The organism is Cupriavidus sp. H18C1 (assembly GCF_049311595.1).
Taxonomy (GTDB): Bacteria; Pseudomonadota; Gammaproteobacteria; order Burkholderiales; family Burkholderiaceae; genus Cupriavidus; species Cupriavidus cauae.
Map to the genome: position 1 here is coordinate 2,360,883 of NZ_CP186008.1, position 14,831 is coordinate 2,375,713.

Sequence of the window (14,831 nt, forward strand, 5' to 3'; positions counted from 1 at the left end):
ATGGCCGAAGCGCTGAATCGCATTGGCATGAACGATCAAGCCGGAGCGCGGGCGACCGCGTCGCGGCGCGCGGGTCCTGCGGCTACGGGGAAACCCGCAGAGCGGGCGCCGATGCGCGAAGGCGGCTCAGTGCTCGCGCAGATGCGATTGGCGATATTGACCGGGCGCGACCCCGGTCCAGTGCTTGAAGGCGCGATGGAAGGTGCTGGCCTCGGAGAAGCCCAGCAGGCTGGCGATCTCGGGCAGCGTCAGTTCGGGGCGGGCCAGGTATTCGATCGCGGCGTCGCGGCGCAGGTCGTCCTTGATGCCGCGAAAGCCCTGGCCTTCCTCGCGCAGCCGGCGGCGCAGCGTCTGCGGCGTCATCGCCAGCTGCTCGCCGACGTCCTCGAGCGTCGGCAGCTCGCCGGTCAGGTTGCGGCGCAGGATGCGGCGGATGCGTTCGGTAACGCTGGTCTGGTCGCGGTACTTGATCAGCAGGCTGGCGGGCGCGTGCCGCAGGAATTCGCGCAGGCTGGCCTCGTTCTGCACCACCGGCAGATCGAGCCAGCGCGCCTCGAAGCGCCAGCCGGTGTAGTCGTGGCCGTAGGACGCCGGCGCCTGGAACAGCAGCGCGGCGTCGGGGCTGGGGCCCAGCTCGGAATCGGGGTAGTCGACGCCGATCAGCGGCACGCGGCGCGCCGCCAGCCAGCAGGCCAGGCCGTAGCCGAGAAACGCGAAGGCACGGGCCGCATAGGCCAGGCGCGCATCGTAGGGGGACGCGCGGGGACAACGACAGCATCGCGATCTCGCCATGGCGGCGCAGCCGCGGCACGAAGTCGTCGATCAGCAGCCGGTAGTAGCGCAGCCCCGCCTGCATCGCCTCGCCCAGCGTGCGCGTGCGCACCAGCATCTGGCAGCACTGCGCGAAGCTGCCCAGCGGCAGCGGCCGGCTGCACAGGCCCCACATCTCGTCGCGCATCGCGCGCCGCATCGCGAACGCCAGCGCCGCGTACTGGCCCTGCGTGACGCGCGCCACCGGCGAATCGAGCAGCGCCGGCGCGATGCCGGCCCGGCGCAGCAGCGCGGCGATGTCGGCGCCGCGATGGCGCGCGCCCAGCAGGGTCTGCTGGACCTGCTGGATGGCGATCGTGTGGTGGGTGAAACTGGCAGTGTTCATGGGGCCGGACCGGAGACCATGGATGCTGCTGGCTCGCACGGGGACTGCGTCGAAGGAGGGCCGCGGCGACCGCATGCCGCGGCAAGGCTCTGCCGCCGCGCGCGGCACGCAGGACCGCAGGCGCGGCGGGGTGCGGCGATTATAGACCGGCGTCGGATGGGGTCGGCCGGCGCTCGGGGCTTGCTCTGGCCATGCTCTGGCCGCGCTGCGACCGCGAGCTCAGCGCTTGCCCTGGCCCTGCCCAGACATGGGTCATGCCGCTTCACGCGGCGCTCGAGCCGTGCCCACGCCGCGCTCGTTTCCCCCGCTACGTCGGCGCGCGCCGCAGCCGTATCCGCGTGATCTCCGACGGCGCGCCGAAGCGCTTGGGCGGCCCCCAGTAGCCGGTGCCGCGGCTGACATAGACCCACATGCTGCGGTGGCGGTGCAGCCCGGCGACGTAGGGCTGCTGCATCGGCACGAACAGGTTCCACGGCAGGAATTGCCCGCCGTGCGTATGCCCCGACAACTGCAGATCGAAGCCGGCCTCGGCCGCCGCGATCGCGCTGCGCGGCTGATGGGCCAGCAGCACGCGCACCGCCGCATCGGCCGGCGCGCCCGCCAGCGCCGCCTTGGGATCGCTGCGATGCGCGGGATCGAAATGCCCGGCGCTGAAGTCGGTGACGCCGGCCAGCACCAGCCGGGCGCCGTCGCGTCCGATCGCCACGTGCTCGTTCAGCAGGACCCGCAGCCCGAGCCGCCGCAGCTCGTCGATCCACGCATGCGCGCCGGCGTAGTACTCGTGGTTGCCGGTGACCACGTAGACCCCATGCGGGGCGCGCAGCGAGCCCAGCGGCGCCGTGTGTTCCCTCAACTCCGGCACCTTGCCGTCGACCAGGTCGCCGGTGATCGCGATCGCATCGGCGCCGAGCGTATTGACGCGTTCGACGATGCGCTGCAGATACGGCCGCTTGATGGTCGGGCCGACGTGGATGTCGCTGAGCTGCGCGATGGTGAAGCCGTCGAGCGCGGCGGGCAGGCCGGCGATCGGCACCTCGACGTCGACCACGCGCGCGACCCGCCGCGCGTTCCAATAGCCGAGCAGCGAGACCAGCAGCGCCAGCGCGACGGTGGCGACGGCGCTCCAGACCGGCAGCGCGGGCGGATACCAGCCGGCCAGCGCGCAGGCCAGCAGCACCAGTTCGCGCAGCACGGTCAGGATCAGCAGCGTCGAGAACAGCCCCATCGCCAGCATGCCCAGCCAGGAGAGGCGATCGCCCCAGGGCGGCTCGAAGCGGCGCGCCAGCAGCGCGGTCGGCATCGACACGGTGGAGACGGCGAGCCACAGCGCGGCCAGCGCTTTTGCCGCCAGCGGCCACGGCAGCGCGGGCAGCAGGCGCGCGCCGATATAGACATGCAGCAGGGCGACGATCAGCGCGGCCGTCACGATCGATCGGCGAGGGGTCATGGTGCTCCGGGCAGGCGTGCCGCGTCGGCACGATAAGCCGCACGATACCGGGGGATACGGCGTGCGCGCATGCGTGGGGCGCCGAGCCGCGATGGCGGCCGCGTTCCAGCCTCGCCGCTTTGGCGGTGCCAAGCGCCGCCTTGCCCCCGCATTAGCGCCGCCTCACAGCCGCCTCAGCGCCGCCTTAGCGCCGCCTTCGCGCCGCACTACCGCCCTGGCTCTACCTCAGCGCCGCCCCGTCTCAACCCCATGCCGGCCCACCGCCTCGCTACCGTCCCGACCACACCTCGCGCCGCACGCCCATCGCCGTCACCGCGCCATAGGCGGTGATGCCGAGCGCCACGCCGAGGAAATGGCCGTCCAGCCCCATGCCGCCGACATGCGCCAGCAGCCAGCCGCCGCCGGCGGCGAGGCCAATCCGGGCGATGCCGGCCGCGATCGGCCAGCGCATCCGGCCGGCGCCCATCGAGGCGAAATACAGGGCCATGCCGAGGCCGAAGCCGCCGAAGGCCGGCGCGATCCACGACAGCGCGCGCGCGGCGATCGCCGCCACTTCCGCGTCGCTGGTGAACCAGCTGGCGAAACGCGCCGGCGCGAGCCCGACCGCGATGCCGATGGTGCCGGCCAGCGCCAGCGCCAGCAGCGCGCCGATCCAGGCGGTGCGCCGCGCCCCGGCCCAGTCGCCGGCGCCGACCGCCCGGCCGACCAGCGCGGTCAGCGCCGAGCCCACGCCGAAGGCCAGCGGGATCATCAGGAATTCGAGCCGCGCCGAGATGCCGTAGGCGGCGACGGCCGCGGTGCCGTAGGGACGCAGCTGCGCGGTCACCAGGATGGTCGCCAGGTTGGCCAGCGCGGCCAGCCCGCAGGCGACCAGCCCGACCGACAGGATGCGCTGGAACAGCGCCGCGTTCGGCCGCACGCGCAACACCGGCACGAAGCCGGCGCCGCCGCGCAGCACCACCACCGCCATGCCCAGCGCCGCGGCCCACGACACCAGCGCGAAGGCGGCGCCGATGCCGGCCAGGCCCATGCCGGCCGGCTCGGCGAGCGCCCACGCAAGCAGCGGGAAGGCGACCCACATCAGGGACAGCACGCGCGCCGCCAGCGCATGGCGGCCGCCGCCGCGCAGCACCGACGCCATCGTGTTGGACAACCAGGCCGGTACCGCGCCGGCGCCGAACAGCCAGATCGCATAGCCGGCGGCGGCCTCGGCGGCCGTCGCACCGGCCACCGCGCCGAGCACCGCATGCGGAAAGCCCGCCAGCGCGATGGCGAACGCCAGCCCGGCCAAGGCCGCGATGATCAGCGCGTGCAGCACCAGCGCGGAGGCGTCCTCCCGCTTGCCGGCGCCGAGCGCGCGGGCGATCGCCGACACCACGCCGCCGCCCATCGCGCCGGTCGACATCTGCTGCAGCAGCAGCGCGAACGGCAGCACCACGGCCCAGCCGGCCAGCGCCGCGGTGCCCTGGCGGGCCGCCAGCCAGGTCTCGATCAATTGCGCGACGGCTTGCAGCAGCGCGATCAGGCTGGTCGGCGCGGCCAGCTTGACGATGGCCCGCAGCACCGCGCGGGGCGGCGCCACGCCGGGCGCGCCCGCCATCGCGGCGCCGGCCGCAGCGGGTGCGGGGGTGAGAGCAGAAGCGGGAGCGGCAGCGGGTTCGGAAGCGGGTTCGGAAGCGCGTTCGGAGGCGGGTTCGGAAGCGCGTTCGGAAACGCGTTCGGAAACGCGTTCGGAAGCGGGACCGGGAGTCCGAGTCGGAGCGCGGGTCGGAAACGCCCCGGCAGGCGCGCCCACCCGTACGGCGTCATGCAGTTCGGTCATCGCCTGCCTCCGTGGCTTCGACGGTATCGGTTTCGGGCGCGAAGCGGCGGCGCAGGTGGTTGCCGGCGGCCGGACCGGCGGTGACGCGCAGGTCGTCCAGCGTGACCGTGCTGCCGTCGGCGCGGGTCAGCGCCGGTGCGGCGATCTCGTCGCCGGTGCGGCGGTCCAGCAGCACCGTCATCGGGCCGCGGTCGGTCATCCAGCGATCGGCCCAGGCCTTCAGCGCGACGAAGGCCGGGAAGAAATCGCGGCCCTTGTCGGTCAACAGGTAATGGTGGCGCGCGCCGCCCTCGGCCGGCACGCGCTCGAACATGCCGTGCTCGACCAGCGTCTTCAGCCGCGCGCTCAGGATATTGGGCGCGATGCCCAGGTTGCGCTGGAATTCGTCGAAGCGCGTGCTGCCATAGAAGGCCTCGCGCATCAGCAGGATCGCCCAGCGCTCGCCCAGCACCGCCATCGAGCGGGCGATCGGGCAGGGCATGCTGGCAAAGTCGGTATGGCCCACGTCTCCTCCGTCTGTTTCCGATTGGTCTTGCCAATGACTCTACTTTCAATTTGCAAGCATTCTAGCTTGCAAATTGAAAGTGCGTGAGGATCGGATGGGCGGACTGGCTCGCCGCCGTCCGGCGCAGGTCCGGACGCGGTTCAGACTGAACCGTCGGGCGCGTCCCGGAACACCGGCAGCGCGGGAATCTGCTCGCGCAGGAAGTCGATCAGCGCGCGCGTCGCCATCGGCGGATGCGGGTTCGGCGTGGTGATCAGATACAGGCGGTCGCCCAGTCCTTCCGGCCGCCAGTCGGGCAGCACCTGTACCAGCCGGCCGGCGTGCGCGTCCTGCCAGCCGGCGTAGACCGGCAGCAGGCAGACGCCGTGGCCGGCCTGCACCGCGCGGATCAGGAAGGGGAAGTGCTCGGACTGCAGGCGCGGCAGCAGCTGCACCGCATCGCGTTCGCCGCCGCGCATCAGATGCAGCTCGAAGGGGCGGGCGAAGTAGGGCGGGCACAGGAAGTCGGTCGCGGCGAGGTCCGCCGGCACCCGGATCGGTCCGATCCGTTCCAGATAGGACGGCGCCGCATAGAGGCCCCATTCGATCGCGCAGACGTCGCGCGCCACGTGATCCAGCGGCGGCTGCGAGGTGACCTTCAGCGCCACGTCGATCTCGGCGGCGATCAGGTCGTTGACGCGATTGTTGAAGAAGACGCGCAGCGTGATGCCCGGATGCCGCTCGGCGAAGGCCAGCAGCAGCGGCGCGACGAAGGTGTCGCCCAGACCGGTGGGCACGCTGAGCCGAACATGGCCGCGCAGCGCCTTGCCCAGGCTGTCGATCTCCGCCTGCGCCGAGGCGACCTCGCGCAGGATCGCCAGCCCGTGGCGGTACAGGGCGTGGCCGGGCTCGGTCAGCTCCAGCCGGCGCGTGGTCCGGCGCATTAATTGTGCGCCCGCCTGGACCTCCAGCTCACGCAGCTGCCGGCTGACCTGCGAGCGCGTGACGCCGCGCCGGCGGCCGGCTTCGGCCAGATTGCCCGCGTCGACGATATCGACGAAGGCCTGGATCAGGTTCAGGTCCATGGTGCGTCCATCGGGGGATTGCTCGGGGGGATTGTCGCGCTGGGCTCAACATTGTGCTGCGCGGCCAGGCAATTGTCGACGGCGGTGCCCGCCGTTACAGTGACCCCTCAATATGACGGCGCCCGTGCCCGCACGCGCGCCCAGCGCAAAGGAGCACTCGAATGGCGGCGGACCTCTGGTTCCAGGATCTACATCGCAGCGGCGACGAACTGCTGTCGCGCGGCAGCCGGCTGGCGGGCGGGCTGCGCGCGCTCGGCGTGGCGGAAGGCGACGTGATCGCGGTGCTGCTGCGCAACGACGCGCCGTTCGCCGACATCGTCCACGCCTGCCGTACCGCCGGCTGCTACTACTGCCCGATCAACTGGCACTTCACCGCCGACGAGGTGCGCTACCTGCTCGAGGACAGCGGCGCCAAGGTGCTGATCGCCCATGCCGACCTGCTGCCGGCGGTGCAGGCCGCGGTGCCGGCGGGCATGCCGGTGCTGGCGGTCGGCGAAGCGGCCGCCCAACCCGCGCGCGATGCCCAGGCGCTCGACGCCGTGGCGTACGAGCCTTGGCTCGCGGCCCAGCCGCCCTATGACGGCCCGCGCGTGGCCCCGCGCGGCCATATGGCCTACACCTCCGGCACCACCGGCCGGCCCAAGGGCGTGCTGCGCCAGGCCGTGCCGCTGGACCGCCTCGACGCGCAGCAGGCCGCGATGCGCTCGGTCGTCGCGCAGTCGATCGGCATCGTGCCGGGCTGCCGCGCGCTGATGTCGGCGCCGCTGTATCACAGCGCGCCCGGGGTCTTCATCCAGAACGCGCTGCAGATCGCCGAGCGCCTGGTGCTGACGCCGCGCTTCGATGCCGAGGAGGTGCTGGCACTGATCGAGCGGCATCGCATCGATGTCGTCTACCTGGTGCCGATCATGTATGTGCGGCTGCTGAAGCTGCCCGACGAGGTACGCCGGCGCTACGACCTGTCGTCGCTGCGCTTCGTCGCCTCGACCGGCTCGCCGTGCGCGCCCGAGGTCAAGCGCGCGATGCTGGAGTGGCTCGGCCCGGTGATCCACGAAACCTATGCGTCGAGCGAGGCCGGCATGATCACCGTCGCCACGCCCGCCGATGCGCTGGCCAAGCCCGGCACCGCGGGCCGGCCGGTCGACCAGGCCAGCGTGCGCATCCTGCGCGAGGACGGCACGCCGTGCGAGACCGGCGAAGTGGGCCTGATCTACGTACGCCAGCCCGCCTACCCCGACTTCACCTATCGCAACAACGACGCGGCGCGGCGCGCGATCGACGTCGACGGCCTGGTGACGCTGGGCGACATGGGCTACGTCGACGCCGACGGCTATCTGTTCCTGTGCGACCGCGCGTCCGACATGGTGATCTCGGGTGGCGTCAACATCTATCCGGCCGAGATCGAGCATCAGCTGGTGCGCTATCCGGGCGTGGCCGACTGCGTAGTGTTCGGCGTGCCCGACGACGAATACGGCGAGCGGCTGCTGGCGATGGTGCAGCCGATGCCGGGCGAGCGCCTGGACGAGGCGCAGATGATCGGCTGGCTGCGCGAGCGGCTGTCGGGCTTCAAGGTGCCGCGCACCATCGTGATCGCCGAACAACTTCCGCGCGACGAGACCGGCAAGCTCGCCAAACGCCGCCTGCGCGACCAATACTGGCAGGGGCGGACGCGGCGCGTCTGAACGCGGCGGGCATCGCCCCACCGGAACGCAGCACACCACGAAGCAGCACATAACGAAGGAGACACCATGGAAGGCTGGAATGCGGGAAGGCGGGCCCGGCGGGGCATCGCGGCGGTGGGGGCGAGGTCTGCGCTGACGTTGGCGCCGAGGGTTGCGCTGAGGTCTGCGCTGAGGGTTGCGATGAGGTCTGCGCTCGTGTTGGCGGCGACATTCGGTGCGGTGACTGCGGCAGGCGCGGCCTATCCGGACCGCCCGATCAAGCTGATCGTGCCGTACACACCGGGCGGATCGACCGACCAGTTCGGCCGCGCGCTGGCCGAGGGCATGAGCAAGGTACTGAAGCAGCCGGTGGTCGTCGACAACAAGCCCGGCGCGGCCACCATGATCGGCACCAACCTGGTCGCCCGCGCGCCGGCCGACGGCTATACGGTCGGCTTCGCGACCAACGGCAGCATGGTGCTGAACCCGATGCTGTACAAGAAGATCACCTACGACCCGCCGAAGGACTTCAAGATCTTCAGCATCGGCGCCGAGGTGCCGCTGGTGGTGGTCACCAATACGCAGGTGCCGGCGAACAACATCCGCGAGTTCGCCGCCTATGCGAAGAGCCAGGGCGGCAAGCTGAACTACAGCTCGGTGGGCCTGGGCAATGCGCTGCAGCTGGCCACCGAGATGCTCAAGACCGAGCTCGGCATCGAGCTGACCCATGTGCCGTACAACGGCAGCGCGCCGGCGCTGGCGGCGCTGCTGGCCAACGACGTGCAGCTGATGGTCGATGTGGTCAGCACCTCGCTGCCGCATATCAAGGCCGGCAAGCTGAAGGCGCTGGCGGTGACCAGCCGCAACCGGCTCGACGTGCTGCCCAATGTGCCGACGGTCGCCGAGAGCCATCCGAACTTCCAGGCGGCGACCTGGTTCGGGCTGGCGGTGCCGGCGCAGACGCCGCCCGAGGCGATCGAGAAGCTGCGCGCCGCGGCCGACCAGACGCTGCGCGATCCGCAGTTCCGCGCGACCTTCAACGGCCTGGGCCTGCAGGTGCTGCAGCCGATGAGCCAGGCGGAGATCGACCGCTACGTCGCCGCCGACCGCGAGCATTGGGGCAAGGTGATCCGGGCGAAGAATATTTCGCTGGATTGAGGGGGGAGGGCGGGCGCCGCGGGAGCGATGCTCGGAAGCCGGTATAGTTGTGCGCCGTTGTCGCCCACGGCCGCCTGCGTCAGCCGGGCGGACCCGCATGGGCCCCCGCGAGCCAATTTGCCGCAGCGCCGCCGCCACGCGCGCTTAATGTGAGCCGCCGGCAACGCCCGCGCGCCTCCGGGCGGGTCGATCGCTCGCGGCGGCGTCACATTCGGAACATCGGGCGGCCCGGCCGCTCCAACGCCCGACCCCAAAATCAGGAGTTTGAATGCGATTCCATCTTGCCGGCCTCGCTATGGCCGGTTTTACCGCGGCCGGTGTGCTGGCCGCGGCGCCTGCAGTCCATGCTGCCAGCGCGGCCGGCGCTCAGCCGGCGAACGCCGCGAAGTCGGCCTCCAACCCCACCGCCACCTCCGCCTCTGCAACGCCTGCGGCCCAGTCCCCCGCGACCCAGTCCGCGTCGTCCGATGCCGACATGCTGGCCCCGATGCTCGGCGCGCTGAAGATCGGCAATCCGATGCCCGACCTGCCCGACTGCGCCGACAAGCGCACCCCCGACGGCACCGATGTGACCGCCTTCTGCGTGGAAGTGCGTGGCGATGGCGCGATGCGCCAGGTCGGCGTGCCCCGCAAGCAGCGGCCCGCCTTCATGGACGGCCCCCATGCGCTGGCGGTGGTCGATCGCAATGCGCTGGTCGGCCTGATCGTGCCGACCGACGGCGTGCGCTCGGAACGGTCGACGCTGCGCACGCTGACCGCGCGCTATGGCAAGCCGTTCCGCGAGGAGCAGGTGGCGCTGCTGGACAAGGACGGCAAGACCGTCAACAGCGTGCATGCCGGATGGATGCAGGCGCCGCTGACCGTCGAGGTCTATTCGATTCCCGACGATCCCGATACCGGCAGCATCGAGCTGTTGCTGCCGCGCGCCCGCACCGTGATGGCGCAGAAGGATGCGGCCATCACGCAGCAACTGAACCCGGGCGCTGCCTCGGCACCGAGCGCGCCGAAGGCCGTGGTGCAGAAGCCGAAGAAGGGCGAGAGCGGCGGCAAGCCGGGCAGCTGGTAAGCCCGGCCTGCGTCGTCCGTATTTGCTGTCGTTCCCGCGCAGGCGGGAATCCGGCCGGTTGATCGAGCGATATGCCGGTTGCCGAGCAGAGCGAAAGTCGCCGGGCCTCCGCCTTTTGCCGGGCCCGGCGTACTTTGAGTCCCAGTCGGCGTACTGGGAGTCCGTGCCAGCCTATTCGGAGTCCCTGCGGGCCTACAGCCCTTCCATCACCTTGTCCAGGCCCCGCACGACGCCGCGCAGCGTGTGCACCTTGCGGATTGCCAGCAGCGCGCCAGACACATAGGGCTTGGAGCCGTCGCCGGCCTCGTGCTTCAGATGCAGACGCTGGCCGTCGGCGCCGAAGATCACCTCGACGCCCAGCTGATAGCCGGGCAGCCGCACCGCATGCACCTGCGTGCCGGACATCGTGGCGCCGCGGGTCTCCACCGGTCCCTTGACCTGGTCCAGCGGCACCGTCTGCGTGGCGGCCTTGACCTGCCCGAGCCGGTAGGCCAGTTCCCGCACGGTGGCCGACGGCACATCGACCTTGCCGGCCTTGGCGTAGTCGATGATTTCCCACTGGTCCAGATGGCGTGCGGCCATCTCGGCGAACTTCTGCAGCAGCACCACCGTGATCGCGAAATTGCCGCAGGCGAGCACGCCGCGGTCGGCCGCGCGCGCGGCGGCGTCGATCTCCGCATAGTCCTCGTCGGACAGCCCCGAGGTGCCGACCACCACGTGCGCGCCCTGCGCCAGCGCCTGCAGGATGTTGTGCTTGGCGATGTCCGGCTTGGTGTATTCGACGTAGACGTCGTACGGCGTGCCGGCCAGCTCGGCGATGCTGGCAACGGCCTTGCCCGGCGTGTCGGCGTGGCCGGTCAGCTGCGCCAGCGTCTGGCCCACCGCGCCGCGCGACAGCCCGGCCACGAGCGTCATATCCGGCGCGTGCGCGACGCCGCGCGCCAGTTCGCCGCCGGCCCAGCCGGTCACGCCGCCCACGGCGACACGGATTGCTGTGTTCATCGGGATTCCTCCTGAAGCGATGTTGCGATGCTGCGTTCTTGCGAACGGGCCGCCAGTTTGCCGCGTTTGGGCGATGTGCGCTGGCGGGCGCCGGAAGTGCGGGGCGGGGGCGCCGGGGCGCGAGGGCATCGGGACGTGGGAGCGCGGGTGCGCGGGTGCGCGGGTGCGCGGGGACGCGGGGACGCGGGGACGCGGGGACGCGGGGATGCGGGGACGCGGGGATGCGGGGGGCGCGGGGGCGCGGGCAAGGGGGCAGGAGCAGGGGCAGGGGGGCGGGGACGCCAAGGAGCCCCAATGCCGAAGCCGAGGCTGCCCGTCACCCCACCGGCCGCCGCCGGTCGATCTTGCGGGCCAGCACGATCGACGTGCTGGTGTGATTGACGCCGTCGAGCGCGCCGATCTCGTCGAGTAGCCGGTCCAGCCGCGCATGCGTATCGCAGCGGATCACCGCCATGTAGTCGACCGGCCCGCTGACCGAATCGAGCTCCACCACCTCGGGGAAGCGCTGCAGCGCGCGCAGTACCGTCGGCGCGGTCTTCGGCTGCACGGAGAGCCCGCAGAAGGCGAGGATCGCGTTGTCCTCCATCTGCTGGCCCAGCCGCACGCCATAGCCGGCGATCACGCCGAGCCGTTCCAGCCGGGCGATGCGGGCGACCACCGTGGTGCGGGCGATGCCTAGCTTGCGGGCCAGGTTGGCGGCGCTGTCGCGGGCATTGGCCTGCAGCAACGACAGCAGGTGACGGTCGGTCTGGTCGAGGTCGGTCATGCGGTCTCCGTCTATGGTCTCCGGCTCCGGCTCCGGCTCCGCCTTCGGCTCCGGCCGGTGCGGTCCGGTCCGGTCCAGTGCGGTGCGGTGCGGTGCGGTGCGGTGCGGTGCGGTGCGGTGCGGTGCGGTGCGGCGCCGGGGTCTCGTCGTTTCGTCGAGATACGGCGCCGATTCGACCGATTATGGCCTGTTTTTGTCGATGTTGTCTGTTCAATCCGACGGCGCTCCACACCATACTTGGGGTACGGGATGGCAACGGCGCTCCCGCCCGTGGCCACCCCTCGCGACACTTGCGCGCTTCCATTCCCCGCGTCGGAGGACCGTCATGAACAACAATTTCTCCTTCCCTTCGGCTCGTTCCGGTGCGGCGCTGCCCGTCACCGTGCTCGGTGCCGGCAAGATCGGCCGCACCATCGCCGCCATGCTGCAGGACAGCGGCGACTACGCGGTGACCGTGGTCGACCGCTACCGCGACGCGCTCGACGCGCTGCCGGCTGGCGTCTCCACGCGCCTGGCCGATCCCCTCCGAGCGGCAGGCCTGCCTGGCGGCGCTGGACGGCGCCGCCGCGGTGATCAACGCCTTGCCCTTCCATGCCGCGGTGCCGGTGGCGACCGTTGCCGCCGAACTGGGCGTGCACTACTTCGACCTGACCGAGGACGTCGCGGCCACGCGGGCGATCCGCGCGCTGGCCGCCGATGCGCGCGCCGTGCTGATGCCGCAGTGCGGGCTGGCGCCGGGCTTTATCGGCGTGGTCGGCCACGACCTCGCGCAGCGCTTCCTGCGCGGCGGCGGCCAGCTGCTGGACCTGCGCATGCGCGTCGGCGCGCTGCCGCGCTATCCGAACAATGCGCTGAAGTACAACCTGACCTGGAGCACCGAGGGCCTGATCAACGAGTACTGCAACCCCTGCGAGGCGATCGTCGATGGCCGCCGCGTCGAGGTGCCTGCGCTCGAGGGGCTGGAGAGCTTCGCGCCGGACGGCATCGAGTACGAGGCCTTCCATACCTCGGGCGGGCTCGGTACGCTGCCCGAAACGCTGGCCGGGCGCGCCCGCCACGTCGACTACAAGTCGATCCGCTATCCTGGCCATTGCGCGGTGATCAAGCTGCTGCTCGACGACCTGCGGCTGCGCGAACGGCGCGACTGGCTGCGCGAGATCTTCGACAGCGCGATTCCGCTGACCGAGCAGGACGTGGTGGTGGTGTTCGCCAGCGCCACGGGCCGCGCGGCCGGCGAGGACGGACGCCTCGGCCCGCTGACGCAGGCCTCGTTCTCCGCCCGCATCGGCGGCGCCGAGAGCGAGCATGGCCATCTGAACGCGATCCAGCTGACCACCGCCGCGGGCGTCTGCGCCGCGCTCGACATGGTGATCGCCGGCCAGCTGCCGCAACGGGGCTTCGTCCGCCAGGAGGACATGCGGCTCGAGGCCTTCCTCGCCAACCGTTTCGGCAGGCACTACACCTGCCATCCGCTACAGGAGGCCCTCGCATGAAAGCCGACGCATTCGAGCGCTGCTGGCGCGCCATCGGCCAGCCCATTCCCTGGCGCGACGGCGCCGGCGGCCACGGCGCGCTGCCGGCGCGCTCGCCGATCGACGGCGAGGTGTTCGGGCATATCGCCGCCTGCAGCCCGGACGAGGCGGACGCGCGCATCGCGCAGGCGCACGCCGCGCAGAGCGGCTGGGCGCTGGTGCCCGCGCCCGTGCGCGGCGAGGTGGTGCGGCGCTTCGGCGAGGTGCTGCGCGAACATCGCAGCGCGCTCGGCGAACTGGTCTCGCTCGAAACCGGCAAGATCCTGCAGGAAGGGCTGGGCGAAGTGCAGGAGATGATCGACATCTGCGACTTCGCGGTCGGCCTGTCGCGCCAGCTGCATGGACTGACGATCGCCAGCGAGCGGCCGCAGCATGCGATGCGCGAGACCTGGCATCCGTTCGGTGTCTGCGGCGTGATTTCGGCGTTCAACTTCCCGGTGGCGGTGTGGGCGTGGAATGCCGCGCTGGCGCTGGTGTGCGGCAATGCGGTGGTGTGGAAGCCGTCGGAGAAGACGCCGCAGTGCGCGCTGGCGGTGCAGGCGCTGCTCGATCGCGTGATCGAGGCCGCGGCGCCCGAGCATGTGGGCATCGCCACCGTGCTGTGCGGTGGGCGGCAACTGGGCGAACGGCTGGTCGCGCATCCCCATGTGCGGCTGGTCAGCGCCACCGGGTCGACGCGGATGGGACGGGAGGTGGGCATCGCCTGCGCCGGCCAGTTCAAGCGCAGCATCCTCGAGCTCGGCGGCAACAACGCCGCCATCGTCGCGCCGTCGGCCGACCTGTCGCTGACGCTGCGCGCGATGACGTTCGCCGCGGCGGGCACCGCCGGACAGCGCTGCACCACGCTGCGCCGCGCCTTCGTCCATGTCGACCTGTTCGGCACGGTGCGCGAGCAGCTGACGCAGATCTTCGCGCGGCTGCCGGTCGGCGATCCGCTGGAAGCGGGCACGCTGGTCGGCCCGCTGATCGACCGCGCCGCCGGCGACAACATGGCCAACGCGCTCGCCAGCTGCCGCGCTCAGGGCAATGCGGTGCATGGCGGCGAACGGCTGCTGGCCGACCGCTATCCGCATGCCTGCTATATGCGGCCGGCGCTGGTGGTCACCGACACGCAGCACGACACCATGCTGACCGAGACCTTTGCGCCGATCCTGTACCTGATGCCGTACACCTCGCTGGAGGAGGCCATCGCGCTGAACAATGCGGCGGCGCACGGCCTGTCGTCGTGCATCTTTACCGAGTCGCTGCGCGAGGCCGAGCGCTTCCTGTCGTCGGCCGGTAGCGACTGCGGCATCGCCAACGTCAATATCGGCACCAGCGGCGCGGAGATCGGCGGTGCCTTCGGCGGCGAAAAGGCGACGGGCGGCGGGCGCGAATCGGGCTCGGATGCGTGGAAGGGCTATATGCGGCGGGCCACCAATACGATCAACTACGGCGACGCGCTGCCGCTGGCGCAGGGCATCCGCTTCGATCTGTGAGGCGGGCGAAGGCGGGCGAAGGCGGGCCGCTGCAAGGGTTAACGAGGGTTACCGCGGCGGCGCGTCCCTCTAGGTGCGTCTTCCCTCTCCGGTCCCTGTCCGGTCCCTCTCCGGTCCCTGTCCGGTCCTATGCCGAACGGCGGTCGGGCCCGCCCCCCGGCTTGTAGGGAACGG

11 protein-coding genes and 2 pseudogenes are annotated in these 14,831 nt (G+C 71.4%); 5 read left to right on the forward strand and 8 right to left on the reverse strand.

The window, feature by feature from the left end:
* Positions 1 to 126: 126 nt before the first annotated feature.
* The 6 genes and pseudogenes from OJJOAM_RS11010 to OJJOAM_RS11035 all read right to left on the reverse strand — a co-directional run bounded on the left by OJJOAM_RS11010 (position 127) and on the right by OJJOAM_RS11035 (position 5,994).
* Entirely contained in the window at positions 127 to 792 is a 666-nt protein-coding gene (locus tag OJJOAM_RS11010; protein WP_422647962.1) for a helix-turn-helix domain-containing protein, read from the reverse strand.
* Positions 793 to 814: 22 nt separating this feature from the next.
* A pseudogene (locus OJJOAM_RS11015) lies at positions 815 to 1,231 on the reverse strand (AraC family transcriptional regulator ligand-binding domain-containing protein); the annotation flags it as partial.
* Positions 1,232 to 1,463: 232 nt separating this feature from the next.
* Entirely contained in the window at positions 1,464 to 2,603 is a 1,140-nt protein-coding gene (locus OJJOAM_RS11020; protein WP_422647963.1) for a metallophosphoesterase, read from the reverse strand.
* Positions 2,604 to 2,871: 268 nt separating this feature from the next.
* Entirely contained in the window at positions 2,872 to 4,203 is a 1,332-nt protein-coding gene (locus OJJOAM_RS11025) for an MATE family efflux transporter (protein WP_422647964.1), read from the reverse strand.
* Between the two features lie 205 nt (positions 4,204 to 4,408).
* A complete protein-coding gene (locus OJJOAM_RS11030; RefSeq protein ID WP_422647965.1) occupies positions 4,409 to 4,930 on the reverse strand; it encodes a winged helix-turn-helix transcriptional regulator in 522 nt (173 codons plus the stop codon).
* Between the two features lie 140 nt (positions 4,931 to 5,070).
* Positions 5,071 to 5,994, reverse strand: a complete 924-nt coding sequence (locus OJJOAM_RS11035) for a LysR substrate-binding domain-containing protein (RefSeq protein ID WP_422647966.1) — start codon at positions 5,992 to 5,994, stop codon at positions 5,071 to 5,073.
* A 161-nt stretch (positions 5,995 to 6,155) separates the two neighbouring features.
* Here OJJOAM_RS11035 and OJJOAM_RS11040 point away from each other — a divergent pair, with 161 nt between their 5' ends.
* From OJJOAM_RS11040 to OJJOAM_RS11050, 3 genes are all read left to right on the forward strand, one after another.
* Entirely contained in the window at positions 6,156 to 7,676 is a 1,521-nt protein-coding gene (locus OJJOAM_RS11040; RefSeq protein WP_422647967.1) for an acyl-CoA synthetase, read from the forward strand.
* 180 nt (positions 7,677 to 7,856) lie between these two features.
* On the forward strand, positions 7,857 to 8,813 hold the full coding sequence (locus tag OJJOAM_RS11045; protein WP_422647968.1) for a Bug family tripartite tricarboxylate transporter substrate binding protein: 957 nt from the start codon (positions 7,857 to 7,859) through the stop codon (positions 8,811 to 8,813).
* A gap of 268 nt (positions 8,814 to 9,081) precedes the next feature.
* Entirely contained in the window at positions 9,082 to 9,879 is a 798-nt protein-coding gene (locus OJJOAM_RS11050; protein ID WP_422647969.1) for a hypothetical protein, read from the forward strand.
* Between the two features lie 192 nt (positions 9,880 to 10,071).
* Here the strand turns inward: OJJOAM_RS11050 and dapB are convergent, their stop codons facing one another.
* Both dapB and OJJOAM_RS11060 read right to left on the reverse strand, forming a co-directional pair.
* Positions 10,072 to 10,881, reverse strand: a complete 810-nt coding sequence (dapB, locus tag OJJOAM_RS11055; RefSeq protein ID WP_422647970.1) for a 4-hydroxy-tetrahydrodipicolinate reductase — start codon at positions 10,879 to 10,881, stop codon at positions 10,072 to 10,074.
* A gap of 316 nt (positions 10,882 to 11,197) precedes the next feature.
* A complete protein-coding gene (locus OJJOAM_RS11060) occupies positions 11,198 to 11,647 on the reverse strand; it encodes an Lrp/AsnC family transcriptional regulator (RefSeq protein WP_053822624.1) in 450 nt (149 codons plus the stop codon).
* Between the two features lie 325 nt (positions 11,648 to 11,972).
* On the opposite strand from OJJOAM_RS11060, the pseudogene OJJOAM_RS11065 reads away from it, so the two are divergent.
* Positions 11,973 to 13,140 (forward strand): annotated as a pseudogene (locus OJJOAM_RS11065) (saccharopine dehydrogenase C-terminal domain-containing protein).
* A complete protein-coding gene (locus tag OJJOAM_RS11070) occupies positions 13,137 to 14,657 on the forward strand; it encodes an aldehyde dehydrogenase family protein (RefSeq protein WP_422647971.1) in 1,521 nt (506 codons plus the stop codon). Before OJJOAM_RS11065 ends, OJJOAM_RS11070 begins: the two are co-directional and overlap by 4 nt.
* Positions 14,658 to 14,831: the final 174 nt, after the last annotated feature.

Excerpts from the sequence above, each read along its gene's own strand:
- OJJOAM_RS11040 (WP_422647967.1), top strand. The coding sequence starts at position 6,156 with ATGGCGGCGGACCTCTGGTTCCAGGATCTACATCGCAGCGGCGACGAA.
- OJJOAM_RS11025 (WP_422647964.1), bottom strand. The coding sequence starts at position 4,203 with ATGGCGGGCGCGCCCGGCGTGGCGCCGCCCCGCGCGGTGCTGCGGGCC.
- OJJOAM_RS11060 (WP_053822624.1), bottom strand. The coding sequence starts at position 11,647 with ATGACCGACCTCGACCAGACCGACCGTCACCTGCTGTCGTTGCTGCAG.
- dapB (WP_422647970.1), bottom strand. The coding sequence starts at position 10,881 with ATGAACACAGCAATCCGTGTCGCCGTGGGCGGCGTGACCGGCTGGGCC.
- OJJOAM_RS11045 (WP_422647968.1), top strand. The coding sequence starts at position 7,857 with ATGAGGTCTGCGCTCGTGTTGGCGGCGACATTCGGTGCGGTGACTGCG.
- OJJOAM_RS11050 (WP_422647969.1), top strand. The coding sequence starts at position 9,082 with ATGCGATTCCATCTTGCCGGCCTCGCTATGGCCGGTTTTACCGCGGCC.
- OJJOAM_RS11070 (WP_422647971.1), top strand. The coding sequence starts at position 13,137 with ATGAAAGCCGACGCATTCGAGCGCTGCTGGCGCGCCATCGGCCAGCCC.
- OJJOAM_RS11035 (WP_422647966.1), bottom strand. The coding sequence starts at position 5,994 with ATGGACCTGAACCTGATCCAGGCCTTCGTCGATATCGTCGACGCGGGC.
- OJJOAM_RS11020 (WP_422647963.1), bottom strand. The coding sequence starts at position 2,603 with ATGACCCCTCGCCGATCGATCGTGACGGCCGCGCTGATCGTCGCCCTG.
- OJJOAM_RS11010 (WP_422647962.1), bottom strand. The coding sequence starts at position 792 with ATGGCGAGATCGCGATGCTGTCGTTGTCCCCGCGCGTCCCCCTACGAT.